Raw genomic sequence first — 23,963 nt, forward strand, 5'->3', positions numbered from 1 at the left:
TCAGCAAACGTACTGGATGCCAAGCTTGTCTGCCACGGCCTTGTCCGTGGAGACGAGCGCGTCGCTGCGGCCAATCGGCAGCGAGCTGTTGCCGATCGGTGCCATGAGCTTCTTGAGCTCCGCATCGAAGGCCAGCACGTAATCGACGATCTTCTGGGCGCCGCGGTCGATGTCGAGGCGCTTGACGAGGCGCGGATCCTGCGAGCAGATGCCCATCGGGCACTTGCCCGTGTTGCAGGCATTGCAGCGGCCCTGCTCATTGCCGATGCAGCCCAGGAGCTGGATGAGGATCTTGCCGACGAAGACGCCGTTGGCGCCGAGGCACATCATCTTGAAGGCATCGGCTGCAGCATTGCCCGTCATGCCGATACCGCCGCCGCCGTAAAGCGGGATCTGGCCCTGCAGGCCCTGCTTGACGGCTGCGAGATAGCAGTCGCGGATCTTCGAGACGACCGGATGGCCCGTGTGGTCGAGGGAGACCTCGTTTGCCGCACCCGTGCCGCCCTGGATGCCATCGATGAAGAAGCCGCCGCAGATCTTGTACGGGTCGCGCAGCAGGTTGTTGTAGACGGATACCGACGTTGCCGAAGCCGCGCACTTGATGGCGACCGGCACGCGGAAGCCGAAAGCCGCGTTCATCGAGAGGTGCATCTTCTGGACGGATTCCTCGATGGAGTAAAGGCCCTGATGGTTCGGCGGCGAAGCGAGCGTCGCCTTCGGGACACCACGGATGGCCTGGACGTGCTCGGCGACTTTTGCCTCCGGCAGCAGACCGCCGTCGCCCGGCTTTGCGCCCTGGCCTATCTTGATGAGGATGCCTGCCGGGTCCGTCTTCATGTGCGGCATGGCCTTGATGATGCGGTTCCAGCCGAAGTGACCGGAAGCGATCTGGATGATGAAGTACTTGAGGTAATCCGACTCGAGGAGCTTCACGGGCATGCCGCCCTCACCGGAGCTCATGCGGACCGGCAGGCCGCATTTCTCGTTGAGGTAGCCGACAGCGAGTGCGACAGCTTCCCAGGCGCGCGTCGACAGCGCGCCGATGGACATGTCGGAGAAGATCAGCGGGTAGATCCAGTGTACCGGCGGCGTGTGCTTCGTCTCGACGAGCTTGCCGTCCTTGATGGCAAACGGCAGTTCCTTGGCTGAGAGCACGCGGCCGAACGGCGAGCGGATGTCGAACGTGTGGCGCGCAGCATCGAGCGACGGGTCCGTCATCTGCGAGATGCGGCCGACGACGATCGAGTCGAGCGTGCGCTGTGCGTTGAGGTTCGTGCGGCCGCCGCGCTTGATCGGGCCGTGATCCTTCGAGAGCAGAGTCTTTCTCGTGTCCGGGTTGCGCACCGGGCGGATTGCGTCATTCGGGCAGACCTTCTCGCAGATACCGCAGCCGCGGCAGAAGTCCGTGAGGCTCGCAACCTGCTTGATGACGGGACGCACCTGATGGACCTTCTTCGGCTCCGGTACCGGCTTTTCCGACACCGTCAGGGACTGGCCGCGCACTGCCACCTTGATGGAGTTGAAGGAGCAGGATGCCACGCAGCTGCCGCACATCGTGCAGCGTTCGGGGTGATATTCGATTATCCAGGGCAGATCATTGACGCCCACGTCTTGTGTCTTTACTGCTTCCATCTCTGTACCTCCAGGTCGTTGTCGATCACAACGATTTCGCGTTCATTCGGGTAGATATCCTTCGTCTGGTCACGGTCCGGCATGATCTCATTGAGACCACAAACCTCGGACGAGATGGCCACCATGTCATCCGTGCGTCCGACGACGACCGGGCGCAGCTTCTTGGAATCACAGCAGGTGATCATCTTCTTGTCCGGCAGGACGCCGATGATCGTGTTCGGGCCGTTGATCTCGAGGTTCGCGAGGCTCTGGCGGATGGCGATCAGGACATCCTTGTCCGGGCGCTCAGCGATCTCCTCGAACGGCAGCGGCGTGATGACGTGCTTGTAATACGTCAGCGGCCACTTGAGCTCGTGATGGACGTAGTGAAGCGTGTTGAGGAAGCACTGGGAATCGGACTCAAAGCCGATGTAGCCGCGGTGCAGCGATTTCTGGAACTCCTTGTTCTTCGTGTAGAAGGTGTTCTCGCCGTTCGCGCAGAGCGTGTAGCCCTGCAGGAAGAACGGATGGGCCGCATAGCGGACGATGTCGTAGTTCGTGTTCTGGCGGCACTGGGCGACGATGGATTTTGCGACAAGGCAGCCATTGTCATCCCAGAGGTGGAAGTACGTCGCGATGTCGCGCGGATCGCCGATCTCCTTGAGCGTCAGCACATCCGGCCAGAACGAGTAGACGTAACCGGCATTCTCCTTCTCAAGGATCTTGCGCAGAGCCAGGCGCGTGTCGAGCAGCAGGTCTTCCTTCTGCTCTTTCGTCATGTGCTCTGCATCTTCCGGATAATCGTAGTTGCGGAAGATGTAGTACGGCATAGCCTGGATGTCGAGGCCCGGCTGTTTGTCCGGAACCGGGATCCACTCGGCCAGCTGCACGAAGTTGTGGGTATCCATGTACTCCTCGACGAGCTGGGCACCGCGCTGCGTGCAGGCGAGCGATAACAGCGGCTTGTCCTTATAATTGGAAAAGATCCCGTACAGATCCTGCATGACCATCGCGAAGCCTGAGTTGTCATGACCTTCCTGCTGCGGAAGCATGAGATGCAGTGCCTTGGAGGGCTGAATGGGTACTTTACTCTTTATGGAACCTATCCGACACATAGCGGTCTCTCCTTCTATCCTGATACAATCAATACACAAATGTATTCGCACAATGCATACGGCGTTACGTAACTTCTATTATAAAAATGTATACTTGACATGTCAACCATAACTTAACATGTATACATGAATACCCCTATCTATTGTACCATTTACCTCGAGTATCATCGAAAATTACTCCAAAAAATAAAAAATCCGCACAGAACGCGAAAGAATGCGTTCTGTGCGGATTCGTCCCAGATTTCCTGTCATTGGGCACGGAATGTGTGCCTCTGCAGCGCTTCTATCATTCCGTCATGACCGTCATGCTGTTGTCAGAGGTAGCTGACCGGGTTGACCGTCTGGCCATTGACGCGGACCTCGTAGTGGACGTGCGGGCCCGTCGAGAAGCCCGTGCTGCCCATGTAGGCGATGATCTGGCCGCGGCGCACGTGCTGGCCGGCGCTGACGACGACCTGCATCGCGTGGCCGTAGCGCGTCATGATGCCGTTGCCGTGGTCGATGTCGACCATGTTGCCGTAGCCGCCTGAATTCCAGCCAGCCGTCGTGACCGTGCCGTCAGCCGTCGCGACGATTGGCGTGCCCATGTCGTTGGCGATGTCGATGCCCGGGTGGAAGTCCGAGCCATTCCAGCGCAGGCCATACGGCGAGCTGACCTCACCGCGTGCCGGCCAGCCCGTCGGCGTCGTGACCGAGACAGTGCTGCCGACGAGCGAGCCCGGCAGCGAAACCATCCCCGGCGTGCCCAGTGACTCCTGCTGTGCCTTGAGCTGCTCCTGCAGCTCGAGGAGCGAGGCGCGGCGCTTCTCGATGTCCTTCTCGACATTGTCGAGCGCTTCGCTGACATTGTCGAGACTCGGCTGCTGCACGTACGGGCCGCCCTGGCCGTCGTGCTTGCCGCTCGTGCCGTCATTCGTCAGGCCGCTGCCATCGCTTGCACCGTCATCCTGTGCCGGGCCTGCACCCGACATACGGCGCAGGTCGGACTCGAGCTGCGTGAGCTGGTCGATCTCGTCCTGCAGGGCATTGGCCTTCTTGGAGAGCTGCAAGAGCTGCTCCTGCTGGATGTTGTTGACCTCGCGCAGTTCGCGGATCTCCGCGGCACCATTCTGGTTGGCAAACGTGCTGTAGACCGAGTAGCTGAAGGCGCCGACAAAGAGCAGTGCGCCGGCCGCCACCGAGGCCAGGCCGAACTTGAGCACGCGCGCCGGCAGGCGGATGCTCTTCGTCGCGCCATCGTCATCGGGAATCAACTTGATCGTGTAGATTGTCTGCTTCTTCTTGGTCTTGGGCTTCTCCTCTTTCTCTGCCGGAGCATCGCCCTTTGAGTCAGGCGCATCCGACGGATCAGCCACCGGGGCCATCACCATCGTCTTGTCGGTCACTTCTGCCTTCGGGGCCGGAGTGCCGTTCTGTTCTTGTTCTTCTTTCTTCGCCAAAGATGAAACCTCCAAACAAAAAAATAATCCACGGAAATAATACGCTCCCTGGATTAAAACTGCCTTGCCTTACTGATGATTCACTGGAAAATAATGATGCGGTAAATCTTACGCCTATTATAGCATAGGATTTACCGCAATTCAAAACTTATTTCATGGTTCAGGCGGTTGCGCCCTTGCGCATCGCCTCGTCGAGAGCCTGCTGCTCTTCCGGCATCAGCTGGTACGTCGACTGGCCCTTCTCGACCGGCTTGACGTAGCTGCGCGAATCCTCGCGGCCGAAGATGCTCGTGAGGATGACGCCGTCGTTGTAGGAATCGAGGAGTGCAACGGCATAGCTCAGGTCACTGCCCATATCATCGAAGGCGCGGAAGCGCACGACGCCGACGCGCGTGATGGCGAGCTGCAAGAGATTGTCGAGTCGCTCGTTCTCGCGCTTGATGGCGGCGTTCTCATCCGACACCTCCTGGATCTCGTTGAGATGGCCGATGAGCATGCGCTCGAGGTTCGCACCATCCGCCCCCGTCATCATCTTGCGGTAGCGCTTCTTCATGTAGCTGACCTTCATGTAGAGGTTGATGAGCAGCGCCAGCAGGATGACGGCGATGACGCCGAGTCCGGCTAGGATCGGGATGATGTTGTTTAGGGCAAATTTCGTGATTTCCTGAATGTCCATTGTCTATTGAATACTCCTTTATAAGATACGTGGGGACGCGACGATGTTTCACGTGAAACAGTCACGTCAAGGTCAAACAGAGAAGTGATCGGGCGGATTGGCATGGCGATCGGCGTGGCCCGAGGAGAGAAGTTCGAGCAGGCGCTCGAGGTCATCCTCGGAGTAGAACTCGATCTCGATGCGGCTCTTCTTCTTGCCGGGACGGATGCGGACTTTCGTGCCGAGGTACTCGTTGAGGCGGCCTGCGGCATCCTGATAGAAGGCATCCTGCGGTGCTTCCTGTACCTCTTCTGGCTCATCCTCTGCCCCGCTCTCGCGTGCGTCGAGATAGGCTGGGTCATCGAGCAGGCGGCGCACGAGCTCTTCAGCCTGGCGAGAGGACAGGTGCTCTTCGAGGATATGCTCTGCAGCCCTTACTTGCAGGGCCTTGTCCTTGAGCGCGAGGAGCGGTCTTGCCTGGCCCATGAGCAGGTCACCGGCGACGAGCTTGTCCTGGATCTCTTCGGCGAGTTCCAGGAGACGCAGGGAGTTGGCGATGTGCGGGCGGCTGCGGCCGACCTTCTTGGCGAGCATCTCCTGCGTGAGCTGGAAGTTCTTCATGAGGAAGGCGTACGCCTCTGCCTCTTCGATGATGTTGAGGTTCTCGCGCTGAATGTTCTCGATCAGGGCAATCTCGCTGATCTCTGCGTCGTTATATTCTCTCACAAGTGCCGGTACTTTTTCAAGCCCCGCTTTGCGGGCAGCCCGCAGGCGGCGCTCACCGGCGATGAGCTCGTAGCCCTTCCCAGGCAGGCGCCGGACGATCAGAGGTTGCAGGATGCCGTACTGGCGGATGGACTCGCTGAGATCCTCGAGCGCCTCTTCATCGAAGCTCTGGCGCGGCTGATAGCGGTTGGCCCGGATCTCGCTGGCCGCAATCTCCTGGACCTGGTCCTTGGCCGGCGTGATCTCGCGGTTCTTCAAGAGCGCGCCGAGGCCCTTGCCGAGACCGCCGTGTCCCTTACTTGCCATGTGCCATCACCTCTTCTGCCAGCTTCATGTAGGTATCTGTGCCCTTGGAGCGCTTGTCGTAGTAAAGGATGGGCTCGCCGTACGACGGCGCCTCGCTGAGGCGCACCGTGCGCGGGATCATCGTCTCGTAGACGAGCTCGCCGAAGTTCTCGCGGACCTCGGCGACGACCTGCTCCGCAAGGCGCGTGCGCCCGTCGTACATCGTCATGAGCACACCCTCGACCTCGAGATGTGGATTGAGATTCGTTCGCACGAGCTCAATCGTGTTCATGAGCTGCGAGACGCCCTCGAGCGCGTAGAACTCGCACTGGATCGGCATGAGCACGGAATCCGCCGCGGCCAGCGAGTTGAGCGTCAAGAGGCCGAGCGACGGCGGGCAGTCGATGAGGATGTAGTCGTACTCCTGCTCGACCGGCTCGAGCGCGCGCTTGAGGCGCGTCTCGCGCGAGATGGCCGCGACGAGCTCGACCTCAGCGCCGGCCAATTCGATATTGGCCGGCAGCACATCGACGCCGAACTCCGTCTTGACGATGGCCTCCTGCACCGACGTGCTGTTGATGATGACCTGATAGATCGTCGTCGCAAGCGCCGATTTGTCGATGCCATAACCGCTCGACGCGTTGCCCTGCGGGTCACAGTCGACGAGCAGGACCTTCTGCTCCTTTGCCGCCAGACACGCTGCGAGATTCACCGATGTCGTCGTCTTGCCGACGCCGCCCTTCTGATTGGCCACTGCAATGATCTTTGCCTTTGCCACGGATTTCACCACTTTCTTTGATTTCCCATACCATTCTGTCCCGCAATAAGAAACAAGTACACAACTTTCCTTGTAAAAACGCCGCAGAATCAGTATAATTGTTACATTGTAACATCTGTGCGACAGGAGCCTCTGCAATCCGTCACGGCTCCTCCGCGCTGTATACCCTATATCATAATATAGAAATCGCGAAAATGCTATTGTTTCACGTGAAACATTTAAAAAATTTACGAGGAGGAATCCCTATGCCCGTCTACAACGCTCCCCTGCTCCGGATTGACCCCAAGGAGACACGACGCTACGCAGGGCTCATGCGCGCCAAGGACTTCGACGAGCGGCTCATTGAGGACGCCTGCCAGGATGCGCGCCTGCTCGCCGAGCCGCGCGGCATCTGGCAGCTCTACGACTACGACTGTGAGGGCCAGATCGTGAAGGCCGACCCGCCCTTCCATATCAAAGGTACGAAGATTGGCAAGCACCTCGCCGGCTGCGACAAGGTCATCCTGCTCGCCGTCACCGTCGGCGATGCCATCGAGGATATGGTCACGAAGCGCTTTGCCGACGGCGAATATGCGAGCAGCGTCCTGCTCGACGCGGCCGCGACCACGGCTGTCGAGCAGCTGGCCGACGGCATGGAAAAGGCCATCAAGCCGAAAATGGCCGCGCAGGGCTACGGCATGCGCTGGCGCTTCAGCCCCGGCTACGGCGACTGGCCACTCGAGCAGCAGCCCGAGCTCATTCGCGTGACGAAATGCGAGAGCATCGGCATCACGCTGTCTGAATCGAAGATGCTCGTGCCGCGCAAGAGCGTCACGGCCATCATCGGCCTATATAAGGAAGTCAAGGGCTCAGGAGAAGCGGCGCACTCCCCTAACGGCTGCGCCGCCTGCGACAAGCTCGACTGCCCCTCCCGCAAGGCGGTCCAGTAAAACGGGCCGTGTTAAAAGCATTGACATAGAATTCATACTGCATTACTATGTCAATAGAATCTGCAATCCATCATCACGATCATCACGATCATCACGAACAACTCTGGAGGAACTGGCTATGATCCATATCTTTGACGGTGCCATGGGCACGATGCTGCAGGCCGGCGGCCTGGAACCGGGCGGCTGCCCCGAACTCATGAACATTGACCATCCAGAAGTCGTCCGGCACATCCACGAGGCGTACATCGAGGCCGGCGCGACCATCATCGAGACGAACACCTTCGGCGCGAGCCGCCTCAAGCTCGACCACTACGGCCTCGAAGACCGCGTAGAAGAGCTCAATATGGCGGCCGTCCGGATTGCCAAGGAAGCGGCCGGCACACGCGCCAAAGTCGCCGGCTCCATGGGCCCGACGGGACGCTTCATCAGCCCGCTCGGCGACCTCGGCTTTGAGGACGCCTATGCCTGCTTCCTGGAACAGGCCTCCGCTCTCGCTAAGGCCGGCGTCGACTACTTCATCATCGAGACTTGCATCGACATCCAGGAGATGCGCGCCGCGCTGCTCGCCGCCAAGGATATCGCCCCCGGGATCCCTGTCATCTGCCAGCTGACCTACAGCGACGACGGCCGCACAGTCACTGGCACCGATCCGCAGTCGGCCGCCATCATCCTCTCCCACATGGGCGCCGACATCATCGGCGTCAACTGCTCACTCGGACCGGAGCAGCTCGTGCCCATCGTCAAGACGCTCGCCGAAAACTGCGACTGCCCCATCAGCGTCCAGCCGAATGCCGGCATGCCGCAGCTCGTCGACGGCGAGACGCACTTCCCGATGGGCCCAGAGGACTTCGGCAGCTGGGGCCCGAAGCTCCTCGCCGCCGGCGCCACCTACCTCGGCGGCTGCTGCGGCACGACGCCAGCGCACATCCGCGCGCTGCGCGAAGCGCTCGAAGGAAAGGCTGAGCCCGTGCGCCGCCCGCTGCCGAAGCGCCTCTGGCTCGCCAGCCGCAGCAAGTCCGTCTGCATCGACAAGGACCTGCCGACCGTCCTCATAGGCGAGCGCATCAACCCGACGGGCCGCAAGAAGCTCGCCGCCGAGATACGCGAAGGCTCCCTGCTCTCCGTCAAGAAAGAGGCCGTCAATCAGGTCAAGGCCGGCGCTGAGCTGCTCGACGTCAACATGGGCGTGGCCGGCATCGACGCCGTCAAGGCCATGAGCCAGGCCGTGACCGAGATTGCCCAGCTCACCGACGCCCCGCTCGCCATCGACACGAGCGATCCTGACGCACTCGAAGCCGGCCTGCGCGCCTATCCGGGCCGCGCCCTCATCAACTCCGTCTCCGCAGAAAACGACCGCATCCGCGACTTCCTGCCGCTCGCCAAGAAGTACGGTGCCGCCATCCTCTGCCTGCCGATCACCGAAGACGGCGTACCCAAGACGGCCGCCGAGCGCCTGAAAGCGATTACCTATATCATCGATAACGCCAAGAAAGCCGGCCTCGATGACGGCGACTTCCTGCTTGACGCCCTCGTCATGACCGTCTCCGCCGACAAGAACGCCTGCCGCGAGGTACTCAAGACCTTGCAGCTCTACCGCCAGCACCTCGGCTATCCCTCGACGATGGGCCTCTCGAACATCTCGTTCGGCCTGCCAAACCGCCCGCTGATCAACAGCACCTTCTTCACCATGTGCCTCGCGGCCGGCCTCGACGCCCCGATCATGAACCCGTACGACGAGTCGATGCAGAAAGCCCTCAAGGCCAGCGCCGCCCTTCTAGGCGACGACCCCTGCGGCCTCGCCTTCAGCCAGGACGAGGCGAACCTCGCCGTGCCGAAGAAGGCAGCCGTCATGAAGACGACCGACCTGCCGATCCTCGATGCCATCAAGCAGGCCGTCATTGAGGGCGAGAAGGACATCATCGTCGGCCTCGTCGTCCAGGCCTTGCAGGAAGGCAAGACGGGCAACGAAATCACCGAGAAGGGCCTGACGGCTGCCATGACCGAGATCGGCGAGGACTTCGGCTCCGGCCGCATGTTCCTGCCGCAGGTCCTGCTGTCCGCCGAGACGATGCGCGCGGCCTTCGACAAGCTCAAGGAGCTCATCCCCGCGAGCGCCGAGGCCGACAAGGGCACCTTCGTCATCGCGACCGTCAAGGGCGACGTCCACGACCTCGGCAAGAACATCACCGGCGCTCTGCTCGCCAACTCCGGCTTCAAGGTCATCGACCTCGGCAAGGATGTCGAGGCCGACACCATTGTCGAGACAGCCATCCAGCAGGATGCCGATGTCGTCGGCCTCGCCGCCCTGATGACGACGACCATGCCGCAGATCGACAAGGTCATCGACAAGCTCCAAGCGGCCGGCGCCCGCGCCAAAGTCATGATCGGCGGCGCCGCCGTCACCCAGGACTACGCCGACAGCTGCGGCGCCGACGCCTATGCGGCCGATGGCGTCAAGGCGGTCAAGCTTGCAAAGCAGATTGTTGGTGTGGAGTAAAATAGCTGGCAATAGAGGCTTGGTCTGGCGGGAAACAGATCTACCGGTGGAGGGGAAAGACATTTCGGCTTCGTCGCTCCGCTAAATGAGCCCTATGGTACGATATCCTCTCGATGACGCCCCGCCGCCTGCCGCGGCGTTCTCACATCGCAGCTCTATGCCCCAAATGATCAGGGCTCAGCCCTGCGGGCTATCGCTGCGCTCCTGCAGGCGAAATGTCTTTCCCCTCCTGAAGTTACTTCCTGCACCTTCGCTGCGCTCCTGAAGATAAAAACCTGCCCCGCCTACTAGACAAGCCAAGCTCGCATGCTAAGGTCCCCATTGTTCACGGTAGTCCCCTTGAGTGAGCAAGGTTGCCAGACAACACCTTCGGGCAAGCAGGGCTGCGCAAAAGCGCAGCGTTGGCAGGTTGCGTCAAGAATCGATTTTTTCCCCACCAGAATCCTGACGAAAGAGCGTCGTCCAAGCGAAGCGCGTTTAGCTCTTTCATCAGGCTGCCTTAAAAGGGAAAAAATCGATTCAGCAACATGCCATAGCGGAGCGTTGCACAGCCCTGCTCGCCCGTTGCCATACTGCATCAAAAAAGGAGCCCGTTTCCCATCCGAATGGATGAAGAAACGGGCTCCTTTGTCGTTATCCGATTATCGTCAATCAGAACAGTACCTTTGCGAGATGCAGGTAGTCCGGATCGAGGATCTTCTTGTTGTTGACTGCATCGTGCAGGTCAATCGAGACAACACGGCCCTTGCTGTAGCCGAAGACGATGTCCGACAGACCCGAGATCAGTGCGAGAGCAGCCTGCTCGCCGAGCTGGCTGGCGCGGACGCGGTCGATGACCGACGGCGAACCACCGCGCTGGATGTGCCCAAGAACCGAGACGCGCGTGTCGAGCTGCGTCTTCTCCGCGATGTACTGGCCGATCTCCTGGCCATTGCCGGCACCTTCTGCCACGACGACGAGAATGTAGCGCTTGCCCTTCTTGTAGGCTTCCGTCATGTTGTCGCAGATCTCATCAAGGTTGTACTCCTCTTCCGGCACGAGGATGTACTCCGCGCCGCCCGAGATGCCCGAGACGAGAGCGAGCCAGCCGCAGTTGCGGCCCATGACCTCGAGGACGATGACGCGGCGATGGGCCGAAGCCGTATCGCGCAGCTTGTTGATCGCATCAATGATCGTATTCGCAGCCGTATCGCAGCCGATCGTGTAGTCAGAGCCCCAGACATCGTTATCAATCGTGCCCGGCAGGCCGACGATAGGGATGCCCGTCTCCTTCGAGAGCAGCGAAGCGCCGCGCAGGGAGCCGTCACCGCCGATGACGCAGAGACCCTCGATGCCGCGGTCCGTCAGGTGCTTGTAGCCCATCATGCGGCCTTCCGGCGTCTTCCAGCGTTTGCAGCGTGCCGTGCCGAGGAACGTACCACCGCGCTGGATGATATCACTGACGTCCCTGGACTTCATCTCAAACATATCCTCTTCCAGCAGACCGTGATAGCCGCCGCGGATGCCCCATACCTTGACACCCTCGTACAGAGCCGTGCGGACGACAGCGCGAGCTGCCGCGTTCATGCCTGGGCTGTCGCCACCGCTCGTCAAGACTGCAATACTTTTCAACATAATGGAAGTCCCCCTTGAATTGAGAATTGCTAGCATAATTGACTGAATCAAAATCATAGAATGACATTTATCATCCTTAATCATACCATAAAAAGTCCGAAGAAAACAGGGATGACGGTTATTTTTTCGGACCAGGACAGACCTTGACAAAATGCCATCATAATGGTAGATTTTAACTAGATGCTGTGCAACTGACGGAAGTGGATGACCACAGGGAGCACAGGGAAGAAGAGCCGACCGTCTGGGCACAGCCTGGATTTGTGTCGGCTTTTTTGTATGTGAAAAGGAAGGAATCGCAAAATGAAAGAACTGGAACTCAAATACGGATGCAACCCGAACCAGAAGCCAGCCCGCGTCTTCATGGAGAATGAGGCTGAGCTGCCGTTCACCGTCCTCAACGGCCGCCCGGGCTACATCAACCTGCTCGACGCGATGAACAGCTGGCAGCTCGTCCGCGAGCTGCGCGAAGCCACCGGCCTTCCGGCTGCCGCTTCTTTCAAGCACGTCAGCCCGGCCGGTGCTGCCGTCGCCGTTCCCCTCTCCCCCGTCCTCGAGAAAGTCTACTTCGTCGAAGGCGTAGAGCTCTCCCCGATTGCCACGGCTTACATCCGCGCGCGCGGCGCCGACCGCATGAGCTCCTACGGCGACTTCGTCGCCCTTTCGGATGAGTGCGATGCCCAGACGGCTTCCTTCCTCAAGCGCGAGGTCTCCGACGGCATCATCGCACCCGCATATTCGCCGGAAGCACTCGAGATCCTCAAATCGAAGCGCAAGGGCACGTACCTGATCCTGCAGATGGACCCCGCTTATGAGCCGGAAGAGCTCGAGCGCAAGCAGGTCTTCGGCATCACCTTCGAGCAGAAGCGCAACAACGTCGCCATCACGGAAGACTGCCTCAAGGACATCGTGACGAAGAACCACGACCTGCCAGAAAGTGCAAAGCGCGATCTCTTGATCGCCTTAATCACGCTGAAGTACACGCAGTCCAACTCCGTCTGCTACACGAAGGACGGCCAGGCCATCGGCATCGGCGCCGGCCAGCAGAGCCGCGTCCACTGCACGCGCCTCGCTGGCACGAAGGCCGACAACTGGTTCCTGCGCCAGAGCCCGCAGGTCCTCAATCTGCCGTTCAAGCCGGAAGTCCGCCGCCCGGACCGCGACAACGCCATCGATGTCTACATCGGCGAGGAGTGGGAAGACCTCCTCGAGACGGACGACTGGAAGCGCGTCTTCACCGAGAAACCGCCCGTCTTCACGCGTGAAGAGAAGAAGGCCTGGCTCCAGAAAGAAACTGGCGTCTCCCTCGGCTCCGACGCCTTCTTCCCGTTCGGCGACAACATCGAGCGCGCCCACAAGAGCGGCGTGACCTACGTCGCCCAGACCGGCGGCTCCATCCGCGATGACAATGTCATCGAGACGGCCGACAAATACAACATGACCATGGCCATGACGCACATCCGCCTGTTCCATCACTGATATTTCACGGATATTTCACGGATATTTCACGAGAAAAACACGAGCCCCGGTCCAGCAGGCCGGGGCTCTTTTATGCGCTGGGATTTTTGTCGCCATGAGCCAGAGCTGAGCGATATGCAAAATCCGAATAAGTCTTTTACCATTGCCCCCACTTGCGCTACAATAGGGAGTAGAATATATGAGTGTACGGAGGCAACACATGCCGTAACCTGCGCGATGAGAAATGAGGCGATTGTATGTTTTTTCAGAAATTCGGAGCACTGGCCATGGTGCCCGTGCTCGTAGCAGCAGCGCCTGCCTATGCCGAATGGCACGGCAATGCCCATATCGAGACTGTCGAGGTGACGGGCAGCTATCTGACGGATGACATCTCGGAGGCGGGCCTCAAGAAGGCCCGCGAAGAAGCGCACAAGGACGCCCTGCGCCTGGCAACCGAGAAGGCCGGCGTCTTTGTCCAGAGTTATTCCAAGACACACAATCAGGTTCTTACTGAAGATGAGATTCAATCCATCTCTGGCAACATCCTCGCCGTCCAGAACGAGTCGTATGCAATGAGCAAGACAAACGACGGCTACACGCTCGTCACCTGCCATCTGACGGCCTACATCCAGCTCGACCAGGTCGACCTCAACCAGGCCATCCAGCAGATCAACATCGAGGGCGAGAACAGGGAGCTCAAGGCCGTCATCGAAGGCCTCAAGCACAGCCAGGGCAAGGCAGGCGAGCTGCCATACGGCACGGCTTACTTCCAGAAATTTGCCCAAAACAGCTCCCTGCTCAAGAAGGTCTGTGACGTAGGCTACGATGTCGACAGCGTGAGCTACGACAAGGCGACGGGCCTGATCCGCTACAACCGGTTCACAAGAGCCGTGGACGATGATCAGCTCTATGCGTTCCACGTCGAGCTCTCCTATCCGGATAATACCGAACGCATCTACAAGATCACAAAGATCACCGAGAAACCGTTCCAGACCGTCGAATTGAAGTTCAAAAACGCGCGCACGACCATGCTGCCGATTGCTACCTATTCCACTGACGACTACTATCGCCGCCTGGTCTGCAAGCAGTTGCAGCTGCCCGAGTACGCTCATCTCAAGCAGCCGGGCTGGGGCCCAATCCCTCTGCTCGACCCGCCGCTCTACACCGATAAGCTCAACATGAAGCGCATCGATGGCATGCTCTACTGCTCGCTGGCCGATACCGAGGACGGCCTCGCCAACCTGCTCTTCCCGAGTTTCGCCGTCCGCTACGACCCACAGCGCAAAGTCCTTGAAGAGGCCGATATCCTCTACACCGACAGCTGGATCCCCGCCAGAACGGAATATCTCCCCGCCATCCCCTACCTTGACTTCCTCTACCACGACGGAAATCTGGAAAACCCTTGATGCCCTGCCCTTTACTATAAATATCAGCCGTTTACAGATTTGGAAGCCTGCTAAAACCACATCTTTACTGAAGGGCAAATTTTTCACCGAGAAAAGCTTGACACATACACATCTCTCTAGAACATTGCATCTGATTCCGTAGTATGATATACTAAAGATGATCAAGAAAACGTCTATGGAAGTAGACGAAGGCCCTAGGGTGGCACACCCCTAGGGTCTTTTTTGCGCAATAAAACAGCCAGCTCAGATAAACTAAGCTGGCTGCATAGAGGCTAGAACGTATTGCTGCTACCGCTCTAACCATTTCTGAATGCCGTACCAAATGGCACACGATACGACACCAGCAAGAACGGACATCAAGAAAACGTCCATGCTCATGAAGCAGACCTCCTTTCCGTTTCCGGCATAGAGGCAGCAACGCAACTAGTATAACATAGAAAACCGAATACGAATACAGTATATAGGGATAGATGCAGGTGACGATTTCTCGAAATACACTACACAATATGATTCATGATAAAGAATATCAATATGCTATATATCATAAATTTTTAGTATTTTATATTTCTGAAAAATAAGTGTATAATATACTTAAATGATAATAGATATTGAAATGAAGTGAGTATCAAAATGTGATGAACGTCACACAGATGGTTTTGGTTTTTCTCTACACAAGCGTATTCTCTTCATCCTTGAACGGAAAGGCGGGATTGGACATGAAAGAACGGCCACGTGTCGTCATCCTCGGCGGGGGTATCGGCGGCATCAAAGCAGCGCAGAAACTGGCCAACCAGCCGGTAGATGTGCTGATCATCGATCACAACAACTACCAGGTCTTCCAGCCGCTCCTTTATCAGGTAGCGACATCGATGCTCTCGACGGATGAGGTCGTCTACCCCATTCGCGGTTTCTTCAAAAAAGCGAATAATGTTGATTTCCTTTTAGCAGAAGTCCGTGGCATCCAGCCAAACGAAAAGATCGTCAAGACGAGTCACGGGGATGTTCCCTACGACTATCTCATCATCGCTCTTGGCTCGACGCCAAATTTCTTCGGCAATGAAGAAGTAGAACGCAACGCATTCCCATTGAAGACCCTGCAGGATGCGATCCGCATCCGCAGCCATCTTTTGAGTGTCTTTGAAGAAGCTTCTGCTGAGACAGACCCTGAAAAGCGCAAGGCTCTGCTGACCTTTGTCTTTGTCGGCGCTGGCCCGATTGGCGTGGAAGGTGCAGGCGGTGTATCCGAGCTCGTTTACGACGTCCTGCAGAAAGAGTTCCATCATATTGACTTTGATGAAGTCAGCATCCATCTGATTGGCGCCGATGCATGCGTGCTCGGCATGATGTCTGAAAAGCTCCGCGCAGAGACGCTCAAGGTCCTGCAGAAAAAGCGAATTGACGTACAGTGCTCCATGCTCGTGACGGGCTACGACGGAGAGAATCTCTTCTATCGCCCGATGCATGCTCCAAAAGATGCGCCGTGCGCCACGCTCAAGACGAAAACAGTTGTCTGGTCGGCAGGTGTACGCCCTGTGGACTGTCTCAGCAGCTTTGCCTGCGAAAAAGACCGCGGCAAGCGCCTGCTCATCGATGATACGATTCGCGTTCCGGGCACACAGGATATCTTTGCTATCGGGGACTGCTCAAGCTACACGCCTCCCGGTGAACAGCGTCCTCTGCCGACGCTTGCGCCTGTTGCACTGGCTGAAGGAGAGCTCGCCGCCAAGAACATCCTGCACGATGTACGCGGAGAAGAGATGGAACATCTCCATTACAAGAGCAAAGGCGTCATGGCCATCATCGGCAACAGTGAAGCCGTCATGGAAGCAGGCCCTCTGCGCGGCCGTGGCTTTCTCGCCTGGGCGGCCTGGCTCTGGATTCATCTGCTTACGAAAGCGGGGTTCCATGCCAATATCTCCGTCACGTTTAAATGGATCTTCAATTATCTTTCCGGGACACGCCTCGGCCGCCTGATCACGCGTCCTGAATTGCAAGGCCTGCCCGAATCCATAAAGAATGCTCCGGGCGTAAAAGATGCCGGAGCAGAGAAACGAGCGTCGTAACGCATGTAAAGCAAAAGCTTTTACATAAAGAAGATTTACCTTTCAATCCAGATATATAGGAGGGATTCACATGATTCCAGATACGAAACTGAACCGTCAGTATGGCCTTTTCATCGACGGAGCCTGGCGTCCGTCAGCCGATGGCAAGACATTCGATTCTTTTTGCCCTGCGACTGGTGACAAACTTGCCAGCTGCGCAGAAGCCACGTCGCAGGATGTCGATGCTGCCGTAGACGCAGCCTGGAAAGCCTTTGCCACGTGGAAAAAGACCACGGTCAAGGAGCGTGCCACCCTTCTCAACAAGATTGCCGACATCATCGATGCGCATACAGACGAACTGGCTCTCATCGAGACGCTCGACAATGGCAAGCCCATCCGCGAGACAAAGAATATCGATGTGCCGCTTTCCGCTGCTCATTTCCGTTACTTTGCCGGCTGCATCCTCGCCGAGGAAGGCTCCGCCACGATGCTCGACAACACGACCATGAGCATCATCCTTCGCGAGCCGATTGGCGTGGTCGGCCAGATTGTACCGTGGAACTTCCCCTTCCTCATGGCAGCGTGGAAACTCGCACCAGTACTCGCAAGCGGCTGCTGCACGGTCCTGAAACCGTCAAAGACAACCTCTCTTTCCGTGCTGTACTTTGCCGATCTCATCAAGGATATCCTGCCGCCAGGTGTCTTCAACGTCATCACGGGCGCAGGCTCGAAAGCCGGTCAGTACATGCTCGACCACAAGGGCTTCTGCAAACTGGCATTCACAGGCTCAACGGAAGTCGGTCTTTCCGTTGCCAAAGCTGCGGCCGAAAAACTCATCCCGGCCACGCTCGAGCTCGGCGGCAAATCCGCGAACATCTTCTTCGCGGACTGCAACCTCGAACAAGCTTATGATGGTGCCCAGCTCGGCATCCTCTTCAATCAGGGACAGGTCTGCTGCGCGGGGTCTCGCATCTTCGTCCAGGAGGATATCTATGACGAATTTGTGGCAGAGCTCGTCAACCGCTTCAATAAAGTCAAGATTGGCCTGCCGTGGGAGGAAGACACTCAGCTCGGTGCGACAATCTATAAAGCCCAGCTCGATAAGGTTCTCTCCTATGTCGAACTCGCGAAAAAAGAAGGTGCGACCATCGCCTGCGGCGGTGAACAGGCAACTGACGGTGCACTCAAAAACGGCATCTTCATGAAGCCGACACTCATCACCGATGCTACAAACGATATGCGCGTTGCCCGCGAAGAGATCTTTGGCCCTGTCGCTGTCGTCATCAAATTCAAGACAGAAGAAGAAGTGATCAAGATGGCCAATGACAGCGATTACGGCCTCGGCGGCGCTGTCTGGACACAGGATATCAACCGTGCCTTCCGTGTCGCCAACGCCATCGAAACGGGCCGCGTCTGGGTCAACACCTACAACCAGATCCCTGAGGGCTCGCCGTTCGGCGGCTACAAGCAGTCCGGCATCGGACGCGAGACGCACAAAGTCATCCTTGAGCACTACACGCAGATGAAGAACATCCTCGTCAATCTCTCGGGAAAGCCATCCGGCTTCTACTCGCAGAAGTAACACGCCGCCGCTCCCTAGCTTACCACACTCCCATCCTGCTTCTTCTTCATATACAGCAAAAGGCTGCCGCAAGTCCGGCAGCCTTTTGCATGTTCAGGAGCAGTGCCCGATCCAGACAGGCGAGGACATTCCTCCCGTAAAAAATTTAAAAGCACTATTGATATTCATTCTCATATATGCTATATTATCTATAGGCTTTCGTTAGCAGCTTCTTTCAAGAAGCGCAAAGCTCTCCTAAGATATAATACACAGCAAAAATCCCGGCGTACTGCTCATGCGCCGGGATTTTTGTCTGTACTAAAGAAAAACTCGCTCCGCACCTTGCGGACAAAATTATCGCAAAATATGTCTTTGTAAATTTTGTTCATTTTCATCTTTACATTTGTTCTAACAAGTGGTATGATAAATCATGTCAGAACAATAACAATTGATTTACAGGAGGATAAAAATGGAACTCGCTAAATTCATTGATCACACATATCTCCAGCCAGATGCTCAAAAGAAAGATATCGACAAGATTCTCTCTGAGGCAAAACAGTATCACTTCGCTTCTGTCTGCATCAGCCCAATCTGGGTTTCCTATGCACACAAAGAACTCGCTAACTCTGATGTCAACGTCGTCACGGTCATCGGCTTCCCAGAAGGAGCTACACCGACTTCTGTCAAAGCCTTTGAGACGAAACAGGCTATCGCTGACGGTGCTGATGAAGTTGATATGGTCATCCCAATTGGCTTCCTTAAGGATGGAGAATATGATTATGTAGAAAATGACATTCGTGCAGTTGTAGAGGCAGCACAGGGTAAAACAACGAAAGTTATTATCGAAGCCTGCCTGTTGACGGATGCAGAGAAAGTGAAGGCTTGTGAACTCGCCAAGAAGGCAGGCGCTGACTTTGTCAAGACCTCGACGGGGTTCTCCAAAGGCGGCGCCACCATTGAAGATGTCAAGCTTATGCGCAAGACCGTCGGTCCTGATATGGGTGTCAAGGCATCTGGCGGCGTCCGCGACCGCAAAGAAGCCGAAGCCATGGTAGCCGCTGGTGCCAACCGTATCGGCACCAGCCACGGTATCGATATTATGCAGGGTTAATCCCCGGAATCCATCATGAAATCAGAATAGGAGGAAAGAGAACATGGCAAAATGGATCCAATATGATAATGGCTATCTCAACAAGACCCCAATTTTTCAGTTCATTCTTCTTTCCTGCCTGTTCCCCTTATGGGGAGCAGCAGCAAGCTTGAACGATGTATTGATTACGCAGTTCAAGAGTGTCTTTGATTTAAGCGACTTCGCCAGTGCATTGGTACAGAGTGCCTTCTATGGCGGATATTTCTTGATTTCCATTCCAGCGTCGATGGTCATCAAGAAGACTACCTATAAAACAGCGATTCTCTGCGGTTTGATTTTCTATATTGTCGGCTGCTCACTCTTCTTCCCTGCATCTCACATGGCCACTTACACGATGTTCCTTGCAGCTGTATTTGCCATCGCTATCGGCCTTGGCTTCCTAGAAACTGCTTCGAACACTTACAGCACCATGCTTGGACCTGAGAAATATTCAACCTTGCGTCTGAACATCAGTCAGACATTCTACCCCATCGGTGCGGCCGCAGGCATCCTGCTTGGCAAATATCTGATTTTTGAAGATGGACAGAGCATGGCTGCGCAGATTGCCAGCATGACGGCAGAAGAAGCTCATGCTTACCGTCTCGACATGCTGATGAACACCTTGGAACCATATCGTGTCTTAATCATCGTGCTCTTGGCTGTTCTTCTTCTCTTTGCCTTGACGAAATATCCATCTTGCAAACCAGTCGCACCTAAAGATACACCAAAGGCAGAAGATCCCAGCATCGGCGAAACGTTGCGTTATCTTGTTGGCAACCACAAATTCAAGAAAGGTATCGCGGCAGAATTCCTTTATGTCGGCATGCAAGTAGCAGTTTGGTCCTTCACCATCCGCCTGGCTCTGACAATGGATGCCTCCATCAATGAGCGCATGGCAGCCAACTTTATGGTCATCAGCTATGCTTGCTTCTTTGTTGGCAAGTTTATCGCCAATTTCCTTCTCGCTCGTTTCTCCACCAACAAAGTACTCGTTGCCTACTCCGTTATTGGTTGTCTCCTAGTCCTCTATGTATCCTTTATTCCAAGCTTCACTGCTGTCTATGCTGCCGTCGCTATCAGTATCCTGATGGGTCCCTGCTGGGCTACAATATACGGTGAAACGCTCAAAACTGTCGATAAAAAGTACACAGCTACGGCTGGCGCTGTCCTGGTCATGTCCATCATCGGCGGTGCCATCGTTCCGGCAATCCAAGGTTATGTCTCTGATATAACCGGATCCATGCAGTTCTCGTTCATTGTCAACTTCTTCTGCTTCCTCTATGTCGGCATTTACTTCTTCCAGAAGTATCGTGCAGAGGCAAAAGAAGCATAAGACTGTGCACAGCACCTGCATAAAGAAATTCCATGCTTGTAGATTGATTCGCAATGGATTCACTTAGGAGGTCATTTCCATGTCTATTTCTAGTAAAATTTATCTGAATAAATCTTATTTTAAAGAAAATCATACAGATATAATCGAGAATGATGACTTCAAAGTCACGTTATTCCGCTATCCATCTGGAATTGAATCCGTAAAGATTGCTAACTCCAAGGGATACGTAGAATTGCTTCCTTATATGGGACAAATCATCTGGGATGCTGAATTCAATGGCATCAGTTTGCGTCTCAAGAATATTTTCAAAGAGCCAAAACCTGCCACATGCATTGTTGATACGTACGGCTGTTTTGCTTTCCATTCCGGATTATTAGCTAATGGCTGCCCAGGACCTGAAGATACACATCCAATGCATGGTGAGTTCTCTTGTGCTAAGATGGATAAAGCATGGCTTGAGATAAGCGATGACTCAGTTTCGCTCGTCAGCAAATATGAATACTGCCAAGGCTTCGGTTATCATTATATCGCGCAGCCAAGTGTCTCCCTGAAAAAAGATGCCACTCGCTTTACTATCCACATGGAAGTCACGAACCTCACATGTACAGAAATGCCTTTGCAGTACATGTGCCATATGAACTACGCCTACGTTGATCAGGGACGCATTTCCTCTAACATCCCTGCTACAGCATTTAAACTGCGCGAATCCATCCCCTCGCATGTTCATCCAACTGAAAAATGGCTTGCATACAATGAAGAAATTAAAAAGTTGCAGAAAGAGGGCCGCAGCTTAGAGGTTCTTGACCAGCCTGACATGTACGATCCTGAGATTGTCTTTATGGCAGACCATATCGACCAGTACGCCCCAGATGTCACGGTAGAGATTGATTCCCCTAAAGGATACGGCTTCCGTACGGATTTCTCCACAAAAGACTTCACCAGTGCTACCCGCTGGATCATGAAGAACGACGACCTTCAGGTAGCAGCCTTTGTCCTGCCTGCTACTTGCCGTCCGGAAGGATTCCTCGCAGCTAAGAAAGCTGGTACGCTTCTCTACTTGAAACCAAATGAGAAGAAGACCTTCACAGTTCTGACGGGCCTGAAATAACATCATTGCGAAAGGAAGTATTCCCCATGAAAATAGCTGTAATCGGGTCGAATATGGTTGACCTGACTTCATATATCACACGCATGCCTGTACTGGGCGAAACACTGGAAGCACCTGATTTTTCCATGGGCTGCGGCGGAAAAGGAGCCAATCAGGCAGTTGCAGCTGCAAAATACGGTGCCGATGTATTGATGATGACAAAAGTTGGTGATGACGTTTTCGCAGATAATACCATCGCCAATTTCAAGAATGCTGGCATTGATACAAAATACGTTCAAAAAGTCCAGGGTGTATCTAGCGGCGTTGCACCGATTTTTGTAGACAAAAGCGGACAGAACAGCATCCTGATTATTAAAGGAGCCAATAAATACCTGCTACCCAAAGACATCGATGACGCTGAAGAAGATCTCAAGAACTGCCAGCTGATCATCCTGCAGTTAGAGATTTCTCTGGAAACCGTATATTACGCTATCGACTTTGGTAAAAGGCACGGAATCCCAGTGTTATTAAATCCTGCACCAGCAACAAAGGAACTGCGTATAGACAAAGCCTGCCAATGTGACTTCTTCATGCCAAACGAAACAGAGTTATCCATCTTGACAGAGATGCCAGTCTCGACACTCGATGAGGTGGAAGCCGCAGCTAAGAGTCTTGTCAATCGAGGCCTGAAAAATGTCATCGTCACCATGGGTTCTCATGGATCCATGTGGATCAACAAAGAAGGAAAGCATCTCGTAAAGCCATTCAAAGTCAATGCCATCGATACGTCTGGTGCTGGAGACGCCTATATTGGATGCTTTGCTTGCTGCTATGTACAATCCGGCGATATCCTCGCATCCATGAAGACAGCGAGTGCATTCGCTGCACTCAGCGTCACAAAACGTGGCACACAAAAATCGTATCCGGAAAAAGATGATGTGGTAAAACTGCTTAACGCATAACAAGAAGACTCTCCGTCCCCCTCGGAGAGTCTTTTTTTGTGAGCACTATATAAATTTGAACCTTTGGATGCATCCGATATATAATAGATGATGAGCTTGGCAGTACAGCTAACGATATACGAGGAGATGATGACATGGAACAGGATAAGGACCGCTTGAGCATCAATGTTGCAAAATTGTATTATGAATCCGATATGAGCCAGCAGAAAATAGCCAATGAACTAGGGATCTCAAGGCCCTCTGTCTCGAGATTATTGCAATACGCCAAAGAGCATGGCTTTGTGCAGATAAGGATTATCGATCCTACCGAACGAGGCCTTTCTTTGGCAGATGAACTGTGTAAAAAATACAATTTGAAGACTGTAAGGATTGCTAACGTTCCTCTCAATAAAAACGATGAAATCAAAAAGGCAATTGGGCTGAAAGCCGCCGAATATTTATATGAAATTGTCAAAGATAATGATATCATCGGCATGGGCTGGGGATCCTCGCTCTATCAAATGGCCTTGCATCTAAAGTCAAAACCTGTCAAAAAAGTACAGGTTGTACAGCTAAAAGGTGGTATCAGTTACTCGAAGCTCAATACATATGCACATGAAATCATTACTCTTGTTGCTAAAGCTTTCTCTACTACAGGAATATTCTTACCCATCCCTGTCATGTTCGACAATACTGAAGTAAAACGCTTGGTCGAACAGGATAAATATGTAAAGAACATCCTCGACATGGGAAGACGAGCTAATATCGCTGTTGTAACAGTGGGTCCAGCATCAGATGAATCCATTCTGTTCCATCTCGGATATTACATCAACGAAAATGATCGCGAACTCCTTAGTCAGAAAGCTGCCGGTGATCTTTGCTCTCGATTTTATGATGATAATGGAAAAATCGTAGATGAAGAACTCAACAACCGCACTGCCGGCATACAGCTTGACGAATTTCAAAAAAAGGAAACGCGTATCCTAGTTGCCGGTAGCAAAGAAAAGCTCCGAGCCATCCATGCAGCGCTCAAAGCCGGTTATATGAATGTACTGATTACCGATCAGTATACGGCCCTTGCTTTAAAAGAAATGAACTGAACAAGCAATGTCATCATCTGCTATAACAGGATCTTATATCCAAGGTACTCGGCCGCCTGGCATTTGAAATTCCATTTGAGGTAATCGAATAGACGAAACAAACGAGGGAATATTTCATATGAAATATTCCCTCGTTTTATAATAGCGAACTAATCCGCCTCAATGCGCAGTTTTGAACTGCCCTGATATATTCTTCAAGCGTCTTCATCGTCCACATGCCTTTTTTCATTCTCTATCAGCACTTTACAACTTTTGAAGCA

Annotated in this window: 18 protein-coding genes and 1 riboswitch; of the genes, 11 read left to right on the forward strand and 7 right to left on the reverse strand. The window is 54.8% G+C overall.

Annotated features, from left to right (window positions below; all coding sequences use genetic code 11):
• The 6 genes from B2X55_RS06385 to B2X55_RS06410 all read right to left on the reverse strand — a co-directional run bounded on the left by B2X55_RS06385 (position 1) and on the right by B2X55_RS06410 (position 6,609).
• Complete coding sequence (locus B2X55_RS06385; RefSeq protein ID WP_286821381.1) at positions 1-1,632, reverse strand: glutamate synthase-related protein; 1,632 nt, start codon at positions 1,630-1,632, stop codon at positions 1-3.
• The gene (locus B2X55_RS06390) at positions 1,620-2,726 is read right to left on the reverse strand and encodes a glutamate synthase (protein ID WP_036378501.1); all 1,107 of its coding nucleotides are present in this window, start codon (positions 2,724-2,726) and stop codon (positions 1,620-1,622) included. Before B2X55_RS06390 ends, B2X55_RS06385 begins: the two co-directional genes overlap by 13 nt.
• Before the next feature lie 314 nt (positions 2,727-3,040).
• A complete protein-coding gene (locus B2X55_RS06395) occupies positions 3,041-4,165 on the reverse strand; it encodes a peptidoglycan DD-metalloendopeptidase family protein (RefSeq protein WP_286821382.1) in 1,125 nt (374 codons plus the stop codon).
• A gap of 160 nt (positions 4,166-4,325) precedes the next feature.
• Positions 4,326-4,841, reverse strand: a complete 516-nt coding sequence (locus B2X55_RS06400; RefSeq protein ID WP_270528678.1) for a DUF4446 family protein — start codon at positions 4,839-4,841, stop codon at positions 4,326-4,328.
• A 72-nt stretch (positions 4,842-4,913) separates the two neighbouring features.
• Positions 4,914-5,852: a ParB/RepB/Spo0J family partition protein gene (locus B2X55_RS06405; protein WP_286821383.1), complete on the reverse strand. Its 939-nt coding sequence runs from the start codon at positions 5,850-5,852 to the stop codon at positions 4,914-4,916.
• The gene (locus B2X55_RS06410; RefSeq protein WP_414683488.1) at positions 5,842-6,609 is read right to left on the reverse strand and encodes a ParA family protein; all 768 of its coding nucleotides are present in this window, start codon (positions 6,607-6,609) and stop codon (positions 5,842-5,844) included. The genes B2X55_RS06405 and B2X55_RS06410 overlap by 11 nt, the downstream gene beginning before the upstream one ends.
• Positions 6,610-6,854: 245 nt before the next feature.
• Between B2X55_RS06410 and B2X55_RS06415 the strand changes: the two genes are divergently transcribed.
• Positions 6,855-7,538 carry a vitamin B12 dependent-methionine synthase activation domain-containing protein gene (locus tag B2X55_RS06415; protein WP_286821385.1) on the forward strand — a complete coding sequence of 228 codons (684 nt, stop codon included), beginning with the start codon at positions 6,855-6,857 and terminating at the stop codon, positions 7,536-7,538.
• Positions 7,539-7,656: 118 nt separating this feature from the next.
• Positions 7,657-10,035 carry a homocysteine S-methyltransferase family protein gene (locus tag B2X55_RS06420; RefSeq protein WP_286821386.1) on the forward strand — a complete coding sequence of 793 codons (2,379 nt, stop codon included), beginning with the start codon at positions 7,657-7,659 and terminating at the stop codon, positions 10,033-10,035.
• 651 nt (positions 10,036-10,686) lie between these two features.
• On the opposite strand, the gene pfkA is transcribed toward B2X55_RS06420, so the two are convergent.
• Positions 10,687-11,649: a 6-phosphofructokinase gene (pfkA, locus tag B2X55_RS06425; RefSeq protein WP_226867858.1), complete on the reverse strand. Its 963-nt coding sequence runs from the start codon at positions 11,647-11,649 to the stop codon at positions 10,687-10,689.
• A 177-nt stretch (positions 11,650-11,826) separates the two neighbouring features.
• A riboswitch (ZMP/ZTP riboswitch) is annotated at positions 11,827-11,903 on the forward strand.
• A 46-nt stretch (positions 11,904-11,949) separates the two neighbouring features.
• Here pfkA and B2X55_RS06430 point away from each other — a divergent pair.
• The 9 genes from B2X55_RS06430 to B2X55_RS06470 all read left to right on the forward strand — a co-directional run bounded on the left by B2X55_RS06430 (position 11,950) and on the right by B2X55_RS06470 (position 23,703).
• On the forward strand, positions 11,950-13,125 hold the full coding sequence (locus B2X55_RS06430) for a phosphoribosylaminoimidazolecarboxamide formyltransferase (protein WP_286821387.1): 1,176 nt from the start codon (positions 11,950-11,952) through the stop codon (positions 13,123-13,125).
• A 236-nt stretch (positions 13,126-13,361) separates the two neighbouring features.
• On the forward strand, positions 13,362-14,510 hold the full coding sequence (locus B2X55_RS06435; RefSeq protein WP_036378493.1) for a hypothetical protein: 1,149 nt from the start codon (positions 13,362-13,364) through the stop codon (positions 14,508-14,510).
• Between the two features lie 716 nt (positions 14,511-15,226).
• Complete coding sequence (locus tag B2X55_RS06440) at positions 15,227-16,573, forward strand: NAD(P)/FAD-dependent oxidoreductase (protein WP_286821390.1); 1,347 nt, start codon at positions 15,227-15,229, stop codon at positions 16,571-16,573.
• A 70-nt stretch (positions 16,574-16,643) separates the two neighbouring features.
• Positions 16,644-18,134 carry an aldehyde dehydrogenase family protein gene (locus B2X55_RS06445; protein WP_286821391.1) on the forward strand — a complete coding sequence of 497 codons (1,491 nt, stop codon included), beginning with the start codon at positions 16,644-16,646 and terminating at the stop codon, positions 18,132-18,134.
• A gap of 448 nt (positions 18,135-18,582) precedes the next feature.
• The gene (gene deoC, locus B2X55_RS06450; RefSeq protein ID WP_286821392.1) at positions 18,583-19,224 is read left to right on the forward strand and encodes a deoxyribose-phosphate aldolase; all 642 of its coding nucleotides are present in this window, start codon (positions 18,583-18,585) and stop codon (positions 19,222-19,224) included.
• Between the two features lie 43 nt (positions 19,225-19,267).
• Complete coding sequence (fucP, locus tag B2X55_RS06455) at positions 19,268-20,575, forward strand: L-fucose:H+ symporter permease (protein WP_286821393.1); 1,308 nt, start codon at positions 19,268-19,270, stop codon at positions 20,573-20,575.
• A gap of 79 nt (positions 20,576-20,654) precedes the next feature.
• On the forward strand, positions 20,655-21,683 hold the full coding sequence (locus B2X55_RS06460; protein WP_286821395.1) for an aldose 1-epimerase family protein: 1,029 nt from the start codon (positions 20,655-20,657) through the stop codon (positions 21,681-21,683).
• Between the two features lie 26 nt (positions 21,684-21,709).
• On the forward strand, positions 21,710-22,624 hold the full coding sequence (gene rbsK, locus B2X55_RS06465; protein ID WP_286821396.1) for a ribokinase: 915 nt from the start codon (positions 21,710-21,712) through the stop codon (positions 22,622-22,624).
• A 134-nt stretch (positions 22,625-22,758) separates the two neighbouring features.
• Positions 22,759-23,703 (forward strand): sugar-binding transcriptional regulator, encoded by a 945-nt coding sequence (locus B2X55_RS06470; protein WP_286821397.1) that lies wholly within the window; start codon positions 22,759-22,761, stop codon positions 23,701-23,703.
• Positions 23,704-23,963: the final 260 nt, after the last annotated feature.

The sequence above is a fragment of the Mitsuokella sp. UBA4253 genome (genome assembly GCF_002395285.1).
GTDB lineage: Bacteria > Bacillota > Negativicutes > Selenomonadales > Selenomonadaceae > Mitsuokella > Mitsuokella jalaludinii.

Excerpts from the sequence above, each read along its gene's own strand:
- B2X55_RS06385 (WP_286821381.1), bottom strand. The coding sequence starts at position 1,632 with ATGGAAGCAGTAAAGACACAAGACGTGGGCGTCAATGATCTGCCCTGG.
- B2X55_RS06390 (WP_036378501.1), bottom strand. The coding sequence starts at position 2,726 with ATGTGTCGGATAGGTTCCATAAAGAGTAAAGTACCCATTCAGCCCTCC.
- B2X55_RS06400 (WP_270528678.1), bottom strand. The coding sequence starts at position 4,841 with ATGGACATTCAGGAAATCACGAAATTTGCCCTAAACAACATCATCCCG.
- B2X55_RS06405 (WP_286821383.1), bottom strand. The coding sequence starts at position 5,852 with ATGGCAAGTAAGGGACACGGCGGTCTCGGCAAGGGCCTCGGCGCGCTC.
- B2X55_RS06415 (WP_286821385.1), top strand. The coding sequence starts at position 6,855 with ATGCCCGTCTACAACGCTCCCCTGCTCCGGATTGACCCCAAGGAGACA.
- B2X55_RS06420 (WP_286821386.1), top strand. The coding sequence starts at position 7,657 with ATGATCCATATCTTTGACGGTGCCATGGGCACGATGCTGCAGGCCGGC.
- pfkA (WP_226867858.1), bottom strand. The coding sequence starts at position 11,649 with ATGTTGAAAAGTATTGCAGTCTTGACGAGCGGTGGCGACAGCCCAGGC.
- B2X55_RS06430 (WP_286821387.1), top strand. The coding sequence starts at position 11,950 with ATGAAAGAACTGGAACTCAAATACGGATGCAACCCGAACCAGAAGCCA.
- B2X55_RS06435 (WP_036378493.1), top strand. The coding sequence starts at position 13,362 with ATGTTTTTTCAGAAATTCGGAGCACTGGCCATGGTGCCCGTGCTCGTA.
- B2X55_RS06440 (WP_286821390.1), top strand. The coding sequence starts at position 15,227 with ATGAAAGAACGGCCACGTGTCGTCATCCTCGGCGGGGGTATCGGCGGC.
- B2X55_RS06445 (WP_286821391.1), top strand. The coding sequence starts at position 16,644 with ATGATTCCAGATACGAAACTGAACCGTCAGTATGGCCTTTTCATCGAC.
- deoC (WP_286821392.1), top strand. The coding sequence starts at position 18,583 with ATGGAACTCGCTAAATTCATTGATCACACATATCTCCAGCCAGATGCT.
- fucP (WP_286821393.1), top strand. The coding sequence starts at position 19,268 with ATGGCAAAATGGATCCAATATGATAATGGCTATCTCAACAAGACCCCA.
- B2X55_RS06460 (WP_286821395.1), top strand. The coding sequence starts at position 20,655 with ATGTCTATTTCTAGTAAAATTTATCTGAATAAATCTTATTTTAAAGAA.
- rbsK (WP_286821396.1), top strand. The coding sequence starts at position 21,710 with ATGAAAATAGCTGTAATCGGGTCGAATATGGTTGACCTGACTTCATAT.
- B2X55_RS06470 (WP_286821397.1), top strand. The coding sequence starts at position 22,759 with ATGGAACAGGATAAGGACCGCTTGAGCATCAATGTTGCAAAATTGTAT.